This is a genomic window from Nonomuraea sp. PA05, from assembly GCF_008086045.1.
Lineage (GTDB): Bacteria > Actinomycetota > Actinomycetes > Streptosporangiales > Streptosporangiaceae > Nonomuraea > Nonomuraea monospora.
Genome location: NZ_VSEY01000021.1, coordinates 211,026 through 225,484 on the forward strand (window position 1 = coordinate 211,026; position 14,459 = coordinate 225,484).

The window sequence follows — 14,459 nt, forward strand, 5'->3', positions numbered from 1 at the left end:
AGCCTGTGGATAACTCCCCCGAACGCACACAGGGTCAGGCAGCCGGGTTGGCCTCGCCCTCGATCTCGATCTTGACCTTCTTGCCGACCAGCACGCCACCGGTCTCCAGCGCCTGGTTCCAGGTCAGGCCGAAGTCCTCGCGGTCGAACTCGGTGCTGATCGAGAAGCCCCACACGGCCTGGCCCCACGGGTTCGTGCCGGCGCCGCCGTACTCGACGGTGAGCTCGACCTCGCGGGTGACGTCGCGGATGGTCAGGTCACCGACGACGGTGAACTCGTCGCCGGAGTGCCCGGTCACGCGGGTGCTCCTGAAGGTGATCTGCGGGAACTTCTCGACGGCCAGGAAGTCGTCGCTGCGCAGGTGGCCGTCGCGGTCCGGGGCGCCGGTGGAGATGCTCTCGGCCTGGATCGTGAGCTCGGCGGCGGACTCGAGCGGGTTGTCCGCGACCGTGACCGAGCCGTTGAAGGTGCCGAAGTGGCCGCGGACCTTGCTGACCATCATGTGCTTGACGACGAAGCCGATGGTGGTGTGGGCGGCGTCGAGGTTGTAGGCGCCGGCGGCCGGGATGGTCAGGGACTCCCAGGTGCGGGTGGTCATGGGGTTCTCCTAGAAGGTAGGTAGCTGTTGTGCGGATGTCTGCGGCAACAACTTTCTACATGAGGAATATTCCGCACGTCAACTATCGTCGGATAAGCTATGAGCGTGATGAACTTCGACGACTCCCGGCTGACGGCCATCGGACTGCTGACCGAGGTCCACTCCGGGTTGATGAACCGGTTCCAGCCGGTCCTGAGCGCGGCGGGGTTGTCGGAGATCGACTTCGAGACCGTCATCCGGTTGGCACGTTCCCCGCAGCAGCGGCTGCGGATGAGCGACCTCGCGGCTCAGACCGAGCTGTCCACCAGCGGCGTGACGCGGGTCGTGGACAGGCTCGAACGGGAGGGGCTGGTCAGGCGCGAGGCGTGCGCCAGCGACCGCCGGGCCTCCTACGCCGCCCTCACCGACGCGGGCCGGGAGCGGCTGGAATCGGTTCTGCCCGACCACCTGCGCGACATCGAGGAGTGCTTCACCGGCCTGCTGGGCTCCGGCGAGCTGGAGACGTTCCTCAAGAGCCTGCGCAAGATCCGCGACGTGGTGCGCCCCTGCGCCACGGCCGGCGCAGCGGAGAGCACCTGCCCTACGGAGCGGGAAGCTCCAGCGCGGTCCTGAGCTTGGCCATCGCCCGCGACACCGTGCTCTTGACGGTGCCGACGCTGATCCCGAGCGTCTTGGCGATCTCCGGCTCGGTCATGTCCTCGTAGTAGCGCAGCACGATCGCGGCCCGCATGCGCTCCGGGAGCTCCCGCAGCGCCTGTTCGAGCGCCTCGTGCACCTCGGACGACCCCGCCGGCTCGCAGCTCACCTGCTCGGGCAGCTCGTCCGACGGGTACTCCTCCAGCTTGCGCCGCCGCCACTGCGAGATGTTGATGTTCACCATGGCCCGCCGCACGTAGCCGTCCAGGGCCCTGCGGTCCTCGATGCGCTCCCAGGCCTGGTAGGTCTTGGTCAGCGCGCTCTGCAACAAATCCTCGGCGTCCAGCGGATGCCCGGTGAGCTGATGGGCCGTACGCAGCAGCGCGGGACCGCGTGCCGTGACGTACTCGCGGAACTCGTCTTCCCAGCCGGTGGTCTGCATCGTGGCCAGAATCGCAGCCTGATGCCCTATTAGGCCGGAACCTCAATTCAGGTTTCGGCCCGCCGAAGATAAAGGTCCGTCAAGGTCGGTGGTGGTTTGTACGCCGCCGTAGGTGAAGGCACTTCCCCGGGGATGCGTATTTTGCTCCGTTCTGGCCCCCTACGGTGTGAGCCGCCCCCAAGTCATGTGAATCTAGTAGCCGAGCGAGGGAGGGGCGGATGGGGTATCCGAGCGTTGAGCGCCGCCGGGTGCTCGCCGCGGCCGCGCTCGGCCGCGAGAGCCGCGTTCCCGGCCCCGACCCGGTGGACGGCGAGCCGCTGCGCGCCGTCGTGGGCGAGGTGCTGGACGTCAGCCCGCATCTGATCACCATCGAGACCCCTTCAGGCACCCAGGAACGGCTGGTGATCGCCCCGTGGGCCACCGCCTGGCACGGCGCCGACGTCGCGCCCGCCGACCTGCCCGTGGGCTCCATGGTGCTGATGCGCGCGCTGCGCGACGGCCGCGTGATCGAGCGGATCTGGGCCGACACCACCCGCATCACGGGCACGATCCTGTCCATCGAGGGCCGCAGGGATCTGACGGTCGAGCTCGACTGCGGCCCGCACCGCGGCCACCGCACGGTCGTCATCCCCTACCGCTCGTCGGGACGGCTGCAGGTGCGCCATCCCAAGTTCGAGCCCGGCTACCTCTTCGACGCCATCGGCGTCCGGCGTGACGGGGCGAGCCTCGCCCTGCTGCCCGCGACCTCGCAGCCGCCGTACCCGGCGCGGTCCGTGCCGCCGCCTCCGCCCGCGTACAAACAGACGCGCATCTCCGGGACGGCCACCTGGTCGGACACCTTCGACGAGGAGGAGCGGGGCGCGGCATACCCGATGCTGGAACGTGCCGACACCGGCTGCGCCCAGGCGGGCGTGTCGTGCGCGGGCCTGCCGTACCTCTCCGTGGGGTCGTTGCTGCAGGTCAGGAACGTGTGCTCGAACCGTTCCTCGAACGTGCCCGTGGTGGCGTGCGGGTGCATGGCGGGACGCTTCTGCGATCGTTGCGTGGAGTGCGACACCTCGCCGCGCGGGCGGATCGCGGAGCTGTCGCCGTCCTCCTACGTGGAGCTGGGCGGCGAACTGGTCAAGGGATGCTTCAACGCGCAGATCGGATGGGGGTGACGCGCGTGCTGGAATCGCAGCTCCCGCTCCTGGTCGTGATGCTCGCCCTGGGCACGGCGGCCAAGGTGTTCACCGTCGCGACGAAGGGCGAGCCCGGCGGGTTGTCGCGGCTGGGGCCGGCGGTGCTGGTGCCCGAGCGCGTCCAGGCCCCGGCGCTGCTGGTGTGCGCGGCCGGTGAGCTGACGCTGGCCGCGGGGCTGCTGCTCACGACGCATCCGCTGTTCCGGTGGGGAACGGTCGCGTTCTTCGCGCTGTCCACGTACGTGCTGCTGGAGCTGCGCAGGCGGCGGCCCGACGCTGGATGCGGCTGCTTCGGCGAGGTGAGCTCGGCGCCGGTGGGGCTGCGCTCGGTGGCCAGGACGGTGGTGCTGACCGGGATGGCGGCGGTGTCGGTGTGGGCGCCGGTGCCGGGCTGGGCGGCGGCGATCTCGCCGTCGTGGCTGCTGGCGGCCGGCGCGGCGGTGCTCCTGCTGCTGTCGCCGGAGATCGAAGAGCTGATCGACCGCGTACGGTACCGCGCCCCCTGCGAGCAGCGCCGTGGCCCCGCCGAGTCGGTGACGCTGTCGCGGCTCAGGTCGAGCGGCACCTGGCGGGCGCACCGGGGCGAGCTGACCTCGGCGGAGCCGTACGACACGTGGCGGGAGCTGTGCTGGCGCTTCTTCGCCTTCCGCGGCCACGACGGCGACGACGTGGTCTTCGCCGTCTACCTGGCCGGGCGGCGCCCGGCGGTGCGGATGGCGGTGGTGGGGGCGCAGGAGGACAGCGGGTCTCTGCCGGAATATACGCCCGTATCGGCCTGACGCTATAGAGCCTTATACAACGCTCTATACGCGTGCGGATATAGCTCTATTGGGCTGTCTAGCTTCCCCACTAGACAGCCCAATAGAGGTCTAGGGGCGTCGCTCAGATGGGCTGAGCGCGCAGGAATCTCCCGAAGTGCGGCACCGTGAACGCGATCAGGCCGCGCTCGGCGCTGTAGATGAGCCCTTTCTTGATGAGGCTGTCACGGGCGGGCGAGAGGCTGGACGGCTTGCGCCCGAGGGCGTCGGCCACCTCCGCGGTCGGCACCGGCTCGTCACCGATCTGCGCCATGGCGTGCATGTAGTCGCGCTCGGCCGGGGTGGCCCGCTCGTAGCGGCTGCCGAAGAACCCGACCGCCAGCTCCTCCTCGGCCTCCGGCGCGGATACCTTCACGTCGTCGAGGGTGATCGGGCTGCGCGGGGCGAGATCCCAGGCCACCTTGCCGTAGGCCTGCACGAAGTACGGGTAGCCGTCGGCCGCCTCGTAGAGCGCGTCGAGCGCGTCCTGCGTGAACTCGACCTCCTCCTCGCGCGCCGGCAGGATCAGCGCGAGATCGGCCGCCTCCCGGTCGAGCTTGTCGATGCGCGCGTAGCGGAAGAGCCGCTCGGAGTAGCTCTTGCTGGCCGACAGGACGCTCGGCAGGTGCGGCAGCCCGGCGCCCACCACGATCAGCGGGCCGCCGCTCTGCGACAGCTCGTGGCAGGCGGCGCAGAGCGCGGAGACGTCGGCGGCCTGCACGTCCTGCATCTCGTCGATGAACAGGGCGATGCCCACCGCCAGGTCGGTGGCCACGCTCGCGGCGTCGACGAACAGCTCGGTGAGGTCGATCTCCAGGTCGCCCGAGTCGGCGCGCCCGCGGCTGGCGGGCACCTCGATCCCAGGCGACCAGTGGGAGGTGCCCTTGGCCGCGGCCGGATCGCGCATCGCGAACGCCTTGAGCACGCCGAGGAACTCCTCGATGCGCTCGGGCGCGCGGTGCCGCGGCGCCAGCTCACGGATGGCCATGTGCAGGGCGGCGGCCACCGGCCGCCTGATCGACTGGTCGGGCCGGGCCTCGATCTTGCCCGTGCCCCACAGCCGCTGCATGGCCATGGATTTGAACGTGTTGAGCAGGACGGTCTTGCCCACTCCCCGCAGGCCGGTCACGACCATGCTGCGCTCGGGACGGCCGCGGGCCACCCGCTCCAGCACGACCTCGAACTGCTGCAGCTCGCGATCGCGCCCGGCGAGCTCCGGCGGGCGCTGCCCGGCGCCTGGAGCGTAGGGGTTTCGCACAGGGTCCACGCTCTCGGACTTTATTGCCGGATATAGCGGCCGTCTTAGATTTGGGAAGAAAGTGCTACGGCGTGTCCGAGCAGGGGCGGGCGCGAGCACCGTCATCGGACACACCCCCTTCCACCAGGCCGAACCTCTGTTCGATTGCGGTACCTAGAACTGTAGCGCGGACTCGAACACTCATGCGATGGTTTCGAGTAAAGATCTTTGCAACAGGCCGATGCCGATGATGCGTCCAGGAGATGTGGACTTCGAGGAATTCGTCCGGGCACGGGGCCCGGCCCTGCTCCGGTACGGCTACGTGCTCACCGGCAACGCCGACGACGGGGCCGACCTGGTCCAGGAGGCGTTGCTCAAGCTGAGCGACACCTGGAAACGGGTCCGCAACAAGGACAACCCGGAGGCCTACGTCCGCACCACCATGGCCAGGCAGCACATCAGCTGGTGGCGCGGGCGGCGCAGGGAGCACCTGACCGACGACCTGCCCGAGGGCTCGTACACCGACGAGCACTCCTACGGCGAGCTGTGGCGGGAACTGGCCACGCTGCCGCGCAGGCAGCGGGTCGTCCTCGTGCTGCGCTACTACGAGGACCTGTCCGACAAGGAGATCGCCGAACTCCTCGGCATCTCCCGGGGAACCGTGCGCAGCCAGGCGTTCCACGCCCTCAACGCGCTGCGCGTCAAGCCATCTATCCGCGAGTCGGTACGGAAGGGGGAGCGGCCATGAGGAGCGAGGACGAGCTGATCGGCGCGCTGCGGACGGCGGGTGAGCACGCTCCCGACGACGGCGGCGGCCTGCTGGCGGGGGTGGCGTCGCGCAGGCGGCGCAGGACCCGGCGGCGGCTGCGCGTGCTGGCGGCGGCCGCCGCCGTGGTGGTGCTGAGCGTGGGGATCAGAGGCGTCGTCCTGTCCGGCGAGGGCCAGGGCGACGCGGCCACGACTTCCACCGAGACGCCCGGGCCGAGATCGCAGCCGGTCGAGCGGGTCTGGCCGCGCGCGGTCTTCAAGGTGCCCACCAGGAACGCGCTCGGCGCCGTCTACCTCCCGCTCACCGCATTGAGCGCGACGGAGGTCCTACTGCTGGCCACGCCGGTGGGGAACCCCACGTTCGAGGTGTACGACGTCACGACCGGGAAGACCCGCGTGGTCGCGGAGCTGCCCACGTCGCAGCGGCACATGGTGCCGCTCGCGGCCGCCGACGGCGCCTACCTGGTCTGGTACACCGGCGGCAGGACCTCCACCGAGATCTGGATGGTCCCGCTGGCGGGCGGCGAGCCGACCCCGGTGACAGGCCTGTCCGGCGCCCGGGCCGACGTGGACGCGCTCTCGGTCAACGGCGACCAGGTCATCTGGTCGGAGCGGTCAGGTGACGTGTGGCACGCCCCGTTGACCGGCGGCATTCCCGAGCGCATTCCGTCGGGCAACGGCCTGCACCTGCTGCGCTGGCCGTGGGCGAGCGACGTGCCCGCCGGCACCGACACCGGCGATCGCAACCAGAGCGAGGTGGTGGACCTCGCCCTGGACACGAGGATCCAGGTCACCGTGCCCGGCCAGGCGAAGGGCCTGCGCTGCGGCCCGCACTGGTGCTTCGGGCGCGACACCAAGGGCGGTTTCGTGCAGCGGATCGACGGCGGCGAGGTCCGGTCGGGGCTCGAGGGTTTCGGCCAGCCGGAAGTGCGATCCATGGCTCCGATACTCAACCGGTTCGTGGTGCTCAGGGACGGTGTGTACGACGTCGAGACCGGACTGACGGCGACGATCCCGCGAACGGCGGCCTGGATGAGCACGGGCATGACAGCGGAACCCAGCACGGCCCTCTACTGGGAGGGCGAGCCTGGCACTTACGAAGTACTGAACTTGGCAGCCGTCCCGTCGGCCCAATAGCGTTCGGGGCCATGCGGACCTTCGCGAACGTACAGGAACTCAAGGCGGCCGTCGGCGAGAAGTTCGGCCCGACCGAGTGGCGCACCGTCACCCAGGAGCAGGTCAACACCTTCGCCGAGGCCACCGACGACCATCAGTGGATCCACGTGGACGTGGAGCGCGCCAAGGAGGGGCCGTTCGGCGGCACGATCGCCCACGGGTACCTGACGTTGTCGTTGTTGCCGTCCTTCATGTTCTCCCTGGTCAAGGTGGAGGGCATCGCGATGGGCGTGAACTTCGGCCTCGACAAGGTGCGTTTCCCCCGTCCGGTGCCGGTCGGCGCGCGGATCAGGGCCGTGGGCGAGCTCACCGACGTCAAGGGCACCCCGGCCGGCCACCTGTCCAAGCTGAAGATGACGATCGAGATCGAGGGCGAGAAGCGGCCGGCCTGCGTCGCCGAGACCCTCAGCCTGTACGTCCCCGCCGAATAGGCGTGCAACAGAAACCCGTGTGACGCGATCCCTGGGTTCGTCCGGACCCGGGGCGACGCGCTGCTCCGGTACGGCTACGTGCTCACCGGCAACGCCGACGACGCGACCGACCTCGTCCAGGAGGCGCCGGCCCGCCTGGGCGGCGCCTGGCCCCGCGTGCGCAACCCGAGGGGTACGTCCGCACGACCATGGTGCGGTTGCACATCAGGTCGTGGCGCCGCCGGCACCGGGAGGACCTGGTCGCCGCCGTCCCGGAACGCGGCGAGCACGACCGCTACGGCGACGCCGACCTGTGGGCCGAGCTCCAGGAACTAGAAGTACACGGTGCTGAACGTGGCAGCGATCAGATGATGATCGCTGCCACCGCCACCAGGGCGAGCAGGCCGAGGTAGGCCAGCACGAGCCGGGTGTCCCGGAGGAAGCACTTGCTCCGGGTCAGCCCGGCTCGCCGCGCCTTCCAGTAGCCCGCGAAGCCGAGCGCCGCGAACCCCAGCACCGCCCACGGGCCGAGCAGCCACGCCAGCAACGCGACCGTCGCGTACACGCACAACCGCAACGGGTCGTACGGCTCCTTGGCGTCCTTCACCTGGCCACCATCTTTTGTCTGGCCGCCGTCTTTCACCTGGCCACCATCATTCATCTGGACGCCGTCCCTCACCTGGCCACCGTCTTCACCTACCCACCGTCTTTCACCTGGCCACCGCCGACAGCCGCTGCCGGGAGAGCTGCGGCCAGGCCTGCACCGCGCAGAACGGCGCGCACTGATCCTGCTCGGCGCGGGTGCCCACATGCACGCAACACTGCGTGAGCCGCTCCTCGATCATGGTCGAGATGTCCATGAACGGCTTCACCGTCAGCCGCACCACCCGCTCCCCCAGCATCCTGCGCAGCTTCCTGCGCCGGCCCGGCAACGCCGACGACGCGAGGGCGAGCAGGGTGGACACGCCGAGGTCGCAGTTCTCGCAGATCGTCCGCCACAGGTCGCCGACCTGCGGATGCGACAGCGACGACTGCTCGGAGAGCAGCCCGAGCAGCGACTCCTGCACGGCCAGGCGCAGCTCCTTCGGCAGCTCGGTGTCGGCGATGCGGTTGGAGACCAGACCCAGGTTCGCCTTCAGCCGGTCGTGGCCGATCAGCGCGGTCAGCGAGCGCCACTGCCGGGCGTCGTCGCGGATGAGGTAGCCGACCGAGCAGCAGTGGGGGTGCGAGCAGGGCAGGGCCGTCAGGTCGCGCCAGGTCACCAGGCCATCGGTCTGCGGGCCGAGGCGCTTGAGCACGCCCGTGTGGGTGAGGCGGTCGACCGGGTCGATGGCGGCCGACCTGCCGGAGCCGAACTGGGGTTGCAGGGACACGCCCCCGACGTACGGGGTGTCGAGCGCGAGGCGTACGACGTCGCCGATCTCGCCGTCGTTCACACCGAGAGCGGCGGTCATGACGAGCGTGGTGAAGATCTCGCGTGCGGACAGGCGCTCGATGGCCTCGGCCTTGATCCTCGTCAGGTCGCCGCCCCGATGGTGCCGGGACGCCTCGGCCGACGTGCCGTCGTACTGCAGGTAGACCTCGACCCGCTCGCGGTGCTCGGTGATCAGGTCGAGCAGGGAGTCGTCCTTGGCGAGCAGGACGCCGTTCGTGTTGATCAGGATGCGGGTGATCGGGCGGGCGCTCAGCTCGGCGAGCAGGGTCTTCAGCTCGGGGTGCAGGGTGGGCTCGCCGCCGCTCAGCATGAGGACGTCGAGCTTGCCGTTCTCCCGCTCCAGGCGCTGGTCGACGTTGGCCAGGACGTCGGCAACCGGGACGACGCCGGACAGGTCGGGCGAGCTGTCGGCGAAGCAGGTGGGGCAGCGCAGGTTGCAGGTCTCCGCGATGTCCTCAAGCAGGATGCAGGTGTGCTGGGTCTGCAGCTCGGGCAGGCCACGCAGGTAGGCGGCGGGGATCGGGTCGAAGTTGCCGGCCACGTCGGGGACGTGCTGCTTCGTGGGGGCCGTCCACTCCTCCAGGTAGCTCAGGATCTCCGGATCCTCGTCGTACAGCGTGCGGACCAGCCCGTGTTCGCGGCACCCGCGCTCCAGCCACACCCGGCCGTCGCGTTCGGCCAGATAACCGCTGAGCCGCTCGACCCTGTCGAGGTCACGGCCGTGGCACTTCGGGCAGAACGCGTTGACGTACCTGAGGATGCGATCGCCTCGCAGCCCCATCCCTGCGCTCATGTCATGACCTTCCGCTTGAACAGGGGGCATAGTATCCGCGCCGCCAGCCGTACCCGAGTCTGACGGCGAGCAGCAGCATGCCCGGGAGCAGGAACCACTGCGGCCTGGTCAGGTCCAGCCAGATCGTCTCGTTGGCCCTGGTGAACTCGACGAGGAAACGGAAGATCGCGTACGCGGCGACGTACAGCGTGAACAGCTCGCCCGGCCTGGTGAGCCGGTCGCGCGCCCAGACGAGCGCGGTGAACGCGGCGAGCTGGAAGATGATCTCGTAGATGAACGACGGGTGCATCGCCTGGCCCGCGAGACAGCCGGGACACTCCGGGGTCGTCGCGGGGGCGTGCACACCCCACGGCAGGTCCGTCGGCCTGCCCGGCGCCTCCGTCAAATGGCAGCCGATCCGGCCCACCGCCATGCCGAGCGCCACCGCCGGCGCGAACAAATCCCCCGTCCGCTCCCTGAAACCGATGATCCGCTTCGCCACCAGCACCCCGACGTACGCGCCCGTCAGGCCGCCCAGGATGCTCCGCGACCCGTACAACCACAGGCTGTCCAGTTGCAGCGTCTCCATCCAGCCCGCCAGCCGCATCCCGATCGCGCCGCCCACCAGCGCGCCGGCGACCGCGAACAGCGACTGCTCGTTCAGCGCGCCGCGCCTGCGCGCCTCCCGGACGAAGACGACGGCCGCCACCGCCACGCCCAGGCCTACGAAGATCTCGTGAAGGGGCATGGCGGTCAGCCGTACAGGCTCGGGTTGATGCCGGTGCAGATCCCGGCCGAGAGGATCGACCACAGCGCCCAGCCGATCATCAGCCCCAGGCCGAGGCCTCTGCTCCACGGCTTGCGCACGAAGCACAACCCGATGCCCGCGCCCAGCCCTACCAGCGCCAGGAGTGCTGCGCCTGCTGCCAGATAGGGGGTGGGGCTGCCGCTGGCGCCCATGGCGGCGAAGAAGATGAAGAAGCCGATTATGGCGTTGAGGAGGCTGTAGATGGCCAGGCCGGCGAACAGCATGCCGACGAGCATGCCTGTGGAGTTGGTGTTCGGGGGTGGGGGTGGTGGATAGCCGCCCGGTTGGGGGGGCGGTGGCGGGCCGTAGGGCGGGGTGGCTGTGTGGGGCGGAGTGGCTGTGTGGGGCGGGATGGCTGTGTGGGGCGGGATGGCTGTGTGGGGCGGGATGGCTGTTTGGGGCGGGTGCTGGCCGTAGGGCTGACCTCCGTACGACGCCTGCTGCCCCGGCACCGGTCCACCCTGCCCCGGACCGCTCTTCCCTGAACCGCCCTGCGGTGGACCGCTCTGCCCTGCGGCGCCCTGCCCCGGACCACCCAGCCCTGGATCGCCCTGGTGCGAGCCGCTTGGAGCGGAACCACCCTGAGCCGATCCTCCCTGAGCCGGAGCGCCACCGTAAGCCGGAGCACCACCCTGGGAAGACCCGCCCCCACCATCCGGCGGCAAGAACAACGGCCGGCCAGCCTGCCCCTGCCCAGGTCCTTGCACCCCCGAGCCAGCCCCTCCGCCACGGCCCGCCGTCGACATAGGCCCCGGCACACCAGCCGGAGGCGGCATCTTCACCGGCTCCCCACTCGGAGGCGGCGCACCAATCGACTCTCCACTCACAGGCGGCACAATCTCCGGCCTCCCACCCGCAGGCGGCAGACCCCCCGTCCCCCTCCCCTCAGACACCGCGCCCATGGACTTCCCGCCCACAGACGCTGCCCCTACAGACCCCTCACCCGCAGGCGGCATGCCCTCTGCCCGCCCACTCCCAGGCGGCGGCAGAAACTCCGGTTCTCCTTCTGGCACCGCCCCAGCCCCTGACCCGTTGTCAGGCTCCTCGGACGGCGGAGGTGGTGGCGTTGCACTCATTGGCTTGGTCTACCCCTCTAGTCATGATCAGACTAGGCACCCACGATTGCCATCGCATCAACACCCTCCCAAGCCGCCCTCAGGCGGAAGCCCGACCAACCCCAGCCCACTCCCTCTCGCCCCTACAACCCCTCCGAGTAGTAGATCGCCGCCTGCACCCGACTCTTCAGCCCCAGCTTGTTCAACACCCGACTGACATGTGTCTTGGTCGTAGCCTCCGCCATGTCCAGCTCCCTGGCGATCTCAGCGTTGGACAACCCCCGCCCAATACAAGCCAGAACCTCCTTCTCCCGAGGCGTCAGCCCAGCCACCCCACCCGCGTCCTCATCCACCTCCCGCCGAACCGGCGCCTGCTCAGCGAACTCAGCGATCAATCTCCGGGTAACCCCCGGCGCGATGAGCCCATCTCCCCGAGCCACCACCCGCACCGCCTCGATCAACGCCTCAGCCTCAGCGTTCTTGAGCAAGAACCCAGCCGCCCCCGCCCGCAGAGCCCCGAACACATACTCATCCACATCGAACGTCGTAAGAATCAGCACATCGCAGACCCCGGCCAGCTCCCGAGTAGCGGAAATCCCATCCAGCCGGGGCATCCGCACATCCATCAACACCACATCGGGCCGCAACTCCCGAGCCATGGCCACGGCCTGCTCCCCGTCCCCGGCCTCCCCTACGACCTCGATGTCATCCGCCCCACCCAGAATCAGCACGATCCCGACCCGGACCGCCGCATGATCGTCCGCCACCAGCACCCTGACGGTCACCAGCCACCTCCACCCATCCGCTCAACCTGCCTGCCACGCACCAGCCCAATCGAATCCCCCGGACTTTCACCACCATCAGCCGCCGCCCCCGCCCACAGCAGTAGGCAGAACCGCCAGCACCCGCCACCGCTCCCCGCCGCCATCCACCCTCACCTCATCCCGAACCACTCCATCCCGAACCGCCTCATCCCGAACCGCCTCATCCCGAACCACCCCTGCGTCGAAAACCCCGCCAACCAGCGAGGCCCGCTCCCGCATGCCGATCAACCCCGCCCCGGCGCCAGGCAACCCCACCTCGCGCCCTTCCTCCCCCAGCGCGTTCTCAACGCTCAGTCGCACTCGCTCACCCTCGTAGACCACAACAACCGACGCGGGCGACCCCCCATGCTTGAGCGCGTTGGTCAACGCTTCCTGCAAGATCCGATACCCGGCGAGGTCAACGGCCGCAGGCAACTCCCGGGCCTCCCCCTCGACTCGCAGCTCCGCGGCCATCCCAGCCCGCCGCACCCGTTCGACCAGCGTCTCCGCATCAGCCAGGCGCGGCCGGGTGGCCTCGTTCTCCGCTTCGTCGCCGTCCTGCCGCAGCAGCCCGATCATGGCCCTCATCTCGGCCATCCCCTTGACGCTGTTCTCCCGGACGGACTCCATCACCATCCGTACGGTCTCCCGATCAAGATCCTTACGCGAGAGCGCAGCGGTGGACTGAATGGCGATGGCGCTGAAGTGGTTGGCGATCATGTCGTGCAACTCGCGCGCCATCCGCGTCCGTTCGGCAGCCACCGCGGCCTGCCGATCCAGCTCCGCGAGGCGAGCCACCTGCTCGGCGCGCACCCTCTCGGCCGCGGCCCGATCGCGCTGCTCCCGCAGCACCACCGCAGTGGTCACAGGCGTAATGAGCACCAGCCCGGCCTGCACCCCCATGACGGCCAACATCCGCCAGTCCTCATACAGGAACCCCGCCACGGCCCCGGCCACCACGGCCAGCGCCCCGGCGATCCCGAGCAGCACCCGGGCGAACCGTGCCGGCCCGTAGAGCGCGGCGGCGTACAAGTTGTCGGTGAAGATCAGCACCGTCCCCAGCGAGGGCCCCACGAACCCGTCCATCACGATCCCGACCACCCCCAGCCCCAGAGCGGCCAGAGGCGCCCGCTGCCGCACCAGCACCCCCGCACAGGTGAACGCCAGCGGTATGACGAGCACCCACGTGGGCACACCGCGTTCGAGATGGGACCCGCCCGCGATCAGCACCACGCCGACCGCGAAGGCGAGCCCGGCCCCCAGCACCACCTGTTTCATGCCCACATCCCACCACCTCCCGCCCGCTCCTCCCTCCTACGAAGGTCTTCCTGTGGATACACCCTTCGATGTAGCCGCAGGCAGCGACTTATCCACAGGCAGCAACTCAAGAGGGGAACACCCGACGTACCAAAGCCGCCCCGGCACGGGCCCCCTGAACGATCGGGCTCCCTGAATGACCGGGCTGCCGCTGAGCGGTCTCCAGCCCGCAATGCCCCAGATACCCTCAGACGCAGCCGTTGCGGCCCTACAAGCCCTTCGCCCGGACCGCACCCTTCGCGACCAGCCCGCCGAGAACAGACCTCGCCCCAGCGAGGATGGAACAACACCGGCAGGGCATAAAACCCCACCCGCAAGCCCACAAGGGTTCCCACAACGTCGCACTCATTGCGACGATGTGCTCACAGTACGTGGGACCCGAGCTCCGATCACACCCGGATCGAGGATCCCTTCCGACTACCGCAAGGGTAGGGGTACGTGGATATAGAGGCGGAGATTCGCAAGCTGAAACTCCGTGTGGACGCCCTCGAAGCAAGCGCGCGCTCCGGCGGCACTGCCTCCGGCCGCCGCCGCACGAGGGCAAGGCGCCGGCGCATGAACATCCCGGCCCAGAACTGCACCCCACTGGAGGACATTCAACCCGATACCCCGGCAACCCCCAGGAAGGCCATTCATCCGAACGCCGCCATCAGAAACCTCCAGGCAGAGCTCACCCAGGACCTCTCCGCCCTGAACGACGAGATCGGAGGCTTCCGAAGGCAGTCGAATGACCACTTCACGAAGTTCCGCTCGCAGATCCAGGACCAGCACCACGCCGTTCACCGGAGACTCACCGATCTGGCGCTGGTGATCGAGCGCCTGGCGAAGCGGCTGGACGCCTAGATCATCGCGGCCCCCCGACCCGTGTCGGGGGCCCGTCCCACCCCCTCAACCCCAGGTCAACACCATCCATACCTGCCACCGACCACCGGCCGAACGCCCCGAGCCCGCACCGGAGACACCATGATTGCCGTTTCTGGTTCGAGTCACTCCTCAGAACCCGCTATGCTTGCTTACGCAGCGA

Annotated in this window: 17 protein-coding genes; 8 read left to right on the forward strand and 9 right to left on the reverse strand. The window is 69.4% G+C overall.

The window, feature by feature from the left end:
* Window positions 1-34: 34 nt before the first annotated feature.
* On the reverse strand, window positions 35-598 hold the full coding sequence (locus tag FXF51_RS31340) for a YceI family protein (protein WP_148438283.1): 564 nt from the start codon (window positions 596-598) through the stop codon (window positions 35-37).
* 108 nt (window positions 599-706) lie between these two features.
* Here FXF51_RS31340 and FXF51_RS31345 point away from each other — a divergent pair, with 108 nt between their 5' ends.
* Window positions 707-1,210, forward strand: a complete 504-nt coding sequence (locus FXF51_RS31345) for a MarR family winged helix-turn-helix transcriptional regulator (protein ID WP_262379964.1) — start codon at window positions 707-709, stop codon at window positions 1,208-1,210.
* On the opposite strand, the gene FXF51_RS31350 is transcribed toward FXF51_RS31345, so the two are convergent.
* The gene (locus FXF51_RS31350) at window positions 1,179-1,676 is read right to left on the reverse strand and encodes a SigE family RNA polymerase sigma factor (RefSeq protein ID WP_148438285.1); all 498 of its coding nucleotides are present in this window, start codon (window positions 1,674-1,676) and stop codon (window positions 1,179-1,181) included. The genes FXF51_RS31345 and FXF51_RS31350 overlap by 32 nt on opposite strands.
* A gap of 218 nt (window positions 1,677-1,894) precedes the next feature.
* Here FXF51_RS31350 and FXF51_RS31355 point away from each other — a divergent pair, with 218 nt between their 5' ends.
* Window positions 1,895-2,836 carry a hypothetical protein gene (locus FXF51_RS31355; protein ID WP_148438286.1) on the forward strand — a complete coding sequence of 314 codons (942 nt, stop codon included), beginning with the start codon at window positions 1,895-1,897 and terminating at the stop codon, window positions 2,834-2,836.
* A 5-nt stretch (window positions 2,837-2,841) separates the two neighbouring features.
* Window positions 2,842-3,636: a MauE/DoxX family redox-associated membrane protein gene (locus FXF51_RS31360; RefSeq protein ID WP_262379959.1), complete on the forward strand. Its 795-nt coding sequence runs from the start codon at window positions 2,842-2,844 to the stop codon at window positions 3,634-3,636.
* Window positions 3,637-3,739: 103 nt separating this feature from the next.
* On the opposite strand, the gene FXF51_RS31365 is transcribed toward FXF51_RS31360, so the two are convergent.
* Window positions 3,740-4,921 carry an ATP-binding protein gene (locus FXF51_RS31365; protein WP_148438287.1) on the reverse strand — a complete coding sequence of 394 codons (1,182 nt, stop codon included), beginning with the start codon at window positions 4,919-4,921 and terminating at the stop codon, window positions 3,740-3,742.
* Window positions 4,922-5,156: 235 nt separating this feature from the next.
* Here FXF51_RS31365 and FXF51_RS31370 point away from each other — a divergent pair, with 235 nt between their 5' ends.
* From FXF51_RS31370 to FXF51_RS63855, 4 genes are all read left to right on the forward strand, one after another.
* Complete coding sequence (locus FXF51_RS31370) at window positions 5,157-5,639, forward strand: SigE family RNA polymerase sigma factor (RefSeq protein WP_316247651.1); 483 nt, start codon at window positions 5,157-5,159, stop codon at window positions 5,637-5,639.
* Window positions 5,636-6,796, forward strand: coding sequence for a TolB family protein (locus tag FXF51_RS31375; protein ID WP_148438289.1), 1,161 nt, complete (start codon window positions 5,636-5,638; stop codon window positions 6,794-6,796). The genes FXF51_RS31370 and FXF51_RS31375 overlap by 4 nt, the downstream gene beginning before the upstream one ends.
* An 11-nt stretch (window positions 6,797-6,807) precedes the next feature.
* Window positions 6,808-7,266 carry a MaoC family dehydratase gene (locus FXF51_RS31380; RefSeq protein ID WP_148438290.1) on the forward strand — a complete coding sequence of 153 codons (459 nt, stop codon included), beginning with the start codon at window positions 6,808-6,810 and terminating at the stop codon, window positions 7,264-7,266.
* A gap of 78 nt (window positions 7,267-7,344) precedes the next feature.
* The gene (locus tag FXF51_RS63855) at window positions 7,345-7,581 is read left to right on the forward strand and encodes a hypothetical protein (protein WP_262379961.1); all 237 of its coding nucleotides are present in this window, start codon (window positions 7,345-7,347) and stop codon (window positions 7,579-7,581) included.
* A gap of 28 nt (window positions 7,582-7,609) precedes the next feature.
* Here FXF51_RS63855 and FXF51_RS31390 read toward each other — a convergent pair whose 3' ends face one another.
* The 6 genes from FXF51_RS31390 to FXF51_RS31415 form a co-directional block, all read right to left on the reverse strand.
* Window positions 7,610-7,852, reverse strand: a complete 243-nt coding sequence (locus FXF51_RS31390) for a hypothetical protein (RefSeq protein WP_148438291.1) — start codon at window positions 7,850-7,852, stop codon at window positions 7,610-7,612.
* 103 nt (window positions 7,853-7,955) lie between these two features.
* Window positions 7,956-9,473 carry a radical SAM protein gene (locus FXF51_RS31395; RefSeq protein WP_148438292.1) on the reverse strand — a complete coding sequence of 506 codons (1,518 nt, stop codon included), beginning with the start codon at window positions 9,471-9,473 and terminating at the stop codon, window positions 7,956-7,958.
* 1 nt (window position 9,474) lies between these two features.
* Window positions 9,475-10,200, reverse strand: coding sequence for a prolipoprotein diacylglyceryl transferase (locus tag FXF51_RS31400; protein WP_148438293.1), 726 nt, complete (start codon window positions 10,198-10,200; stop codon window positions 9,475-9,477).
* 5 nt (window positions 10,201-10,205) lie between these two features.
* Window positions 10,206-10,484: a hypothetical protein gene (locus tag FXF51_RS31405; RefSeq protein ID WP_222871543.1), complete on the reverse strand. Its 279-nt coding sequence runs from the start codon at window positions 10,482-10,484 to the stop codon at window positions 10,206-10,208.
* A 974-nt stretch (window positions 10,485-11,458) separates the two neighbouring features.
* Window positions 11,459-12,100 carry a response regulator gene (locus FXF51_RS31410; protein WP_148438294.1) on the reverse strand — a complete coding sequence of 214 codons (642 nt, stop codon included), beginning with the start codon at window positions 12,098-12,100 and terminating at the stop codon, window positions 11,459-11,461.
* A gap of 75 nt (window positions 12,101-12,175) precedes the next feature.
* A complete protein-coding gene (locus tag FXF51_RS31415; RefSeq protein WP_148438295.1) occupies window positions 12,176-13,396 on the reverse strand; it encodes a sensor histidine kinase in 1,221 nt (406 codons plus the stop codon).
* A 594-nt stretch (window positions 13,397-13,990) separates the two neighbouring features.
* Between FXF51_RS31415 and FXF51_RS31420 the strand changes: the two genes are divergently transcribed.
* Window positions 13,991-14,278, forward strand: coding sequence for a hypothetical protein (locus FXF51_RS31420; RefSeq protein ID WP_148438296.1), 288 nt, complete (start codon window positions 13,991-13,993; stop codon window positions 14,276-14,278).
* The last annotated feature ends 181 nt before the right edge of the window (window positions 14,279-14,459 follow it).

Excerpts from the sequence above, each read along its gene's own strand:
- FXF51_RS31415 (WP_148438295.1), bottom strand. The coding sequence starts at position 13,396 with ATGAAACAGGTGGTGCTGGGGGCCGGGCTCGCCTTCGCGGTCGGCGTG.
- FXF51_RS31420 (WP_148438296.1), top strand. The coding sequence starts at position 13,991 with ATGAACATCCCGGCCCAGAACTGCACCCCACTGGAGGACATTCAACCC.
- FXF51_RS31345 (WP_262379964.1), top strand. The coding sequence starts at position 707 with ATGAACTTCGACGACTCCCGGCTGACGGCCATCGGACTGCTGACCGAG.
- FXF51_RS31405 (WP_222871543.1), bottom strand. The coding sequence starts at position 10,484 with ATGCTGTTCGCCGGCCTGGCCATCTACAGCCTCCTCAACGCCATAATC.
- FXF51_RS31355 (WP_148438286.1), top strand. The coding sequence starts at position 1,895 with ATGGGGTATCCGAGCGTTGAGCGCCGCCGGGTGCTCGCCGCGGCCGCG.
- FXF51_RS31395 (WP_148438292.1), bottom strand. The coding sequence starts at position 9,473 with ATGAGCGCAGGGATGGGGCTGCGAGGCGATCGCATCCTCAGGTACGTC.
- FXF51_RS31350 (WP_148438285.1), bottom strand. The coding sequence starts at position 1,676 with ATGCAGACCACCGGCTGGGAAGACGAGTTCCGCGAGTACGTCACGGCA.
- FXF51_RS31340 (WP_148438283.1), bottom strand. The coding sequence starts at position 598 with ATGACCACCCGCACCTGGGAGTCCCTGACCATCCCGGCCGCCGGCGCC.
- FXF51_RS31380 (WP_148438290.1), top strand. The coding sequence starts at position 6,808 with ATGCGGACCTTCGCGAACGTACAGGAACTCAAGGCGGCCGTCGGCGAG.
- FXF51_RS31375 (WP_148438289.1), top strand. The coding sequence starts at position 5,636 with ATGAGGAGCGAGGACGAGCTGATCGGCGCGCTGCGGACGGCGGGTGAG.
- FXF51_RS31400 (WP_148438293.1), bottom strand. The coding sequence starts at position 10,200 with ATGCCCCTTCACGAGATCTTCGTAGGCCTGGGCGTGGCGGTGGCGGCC.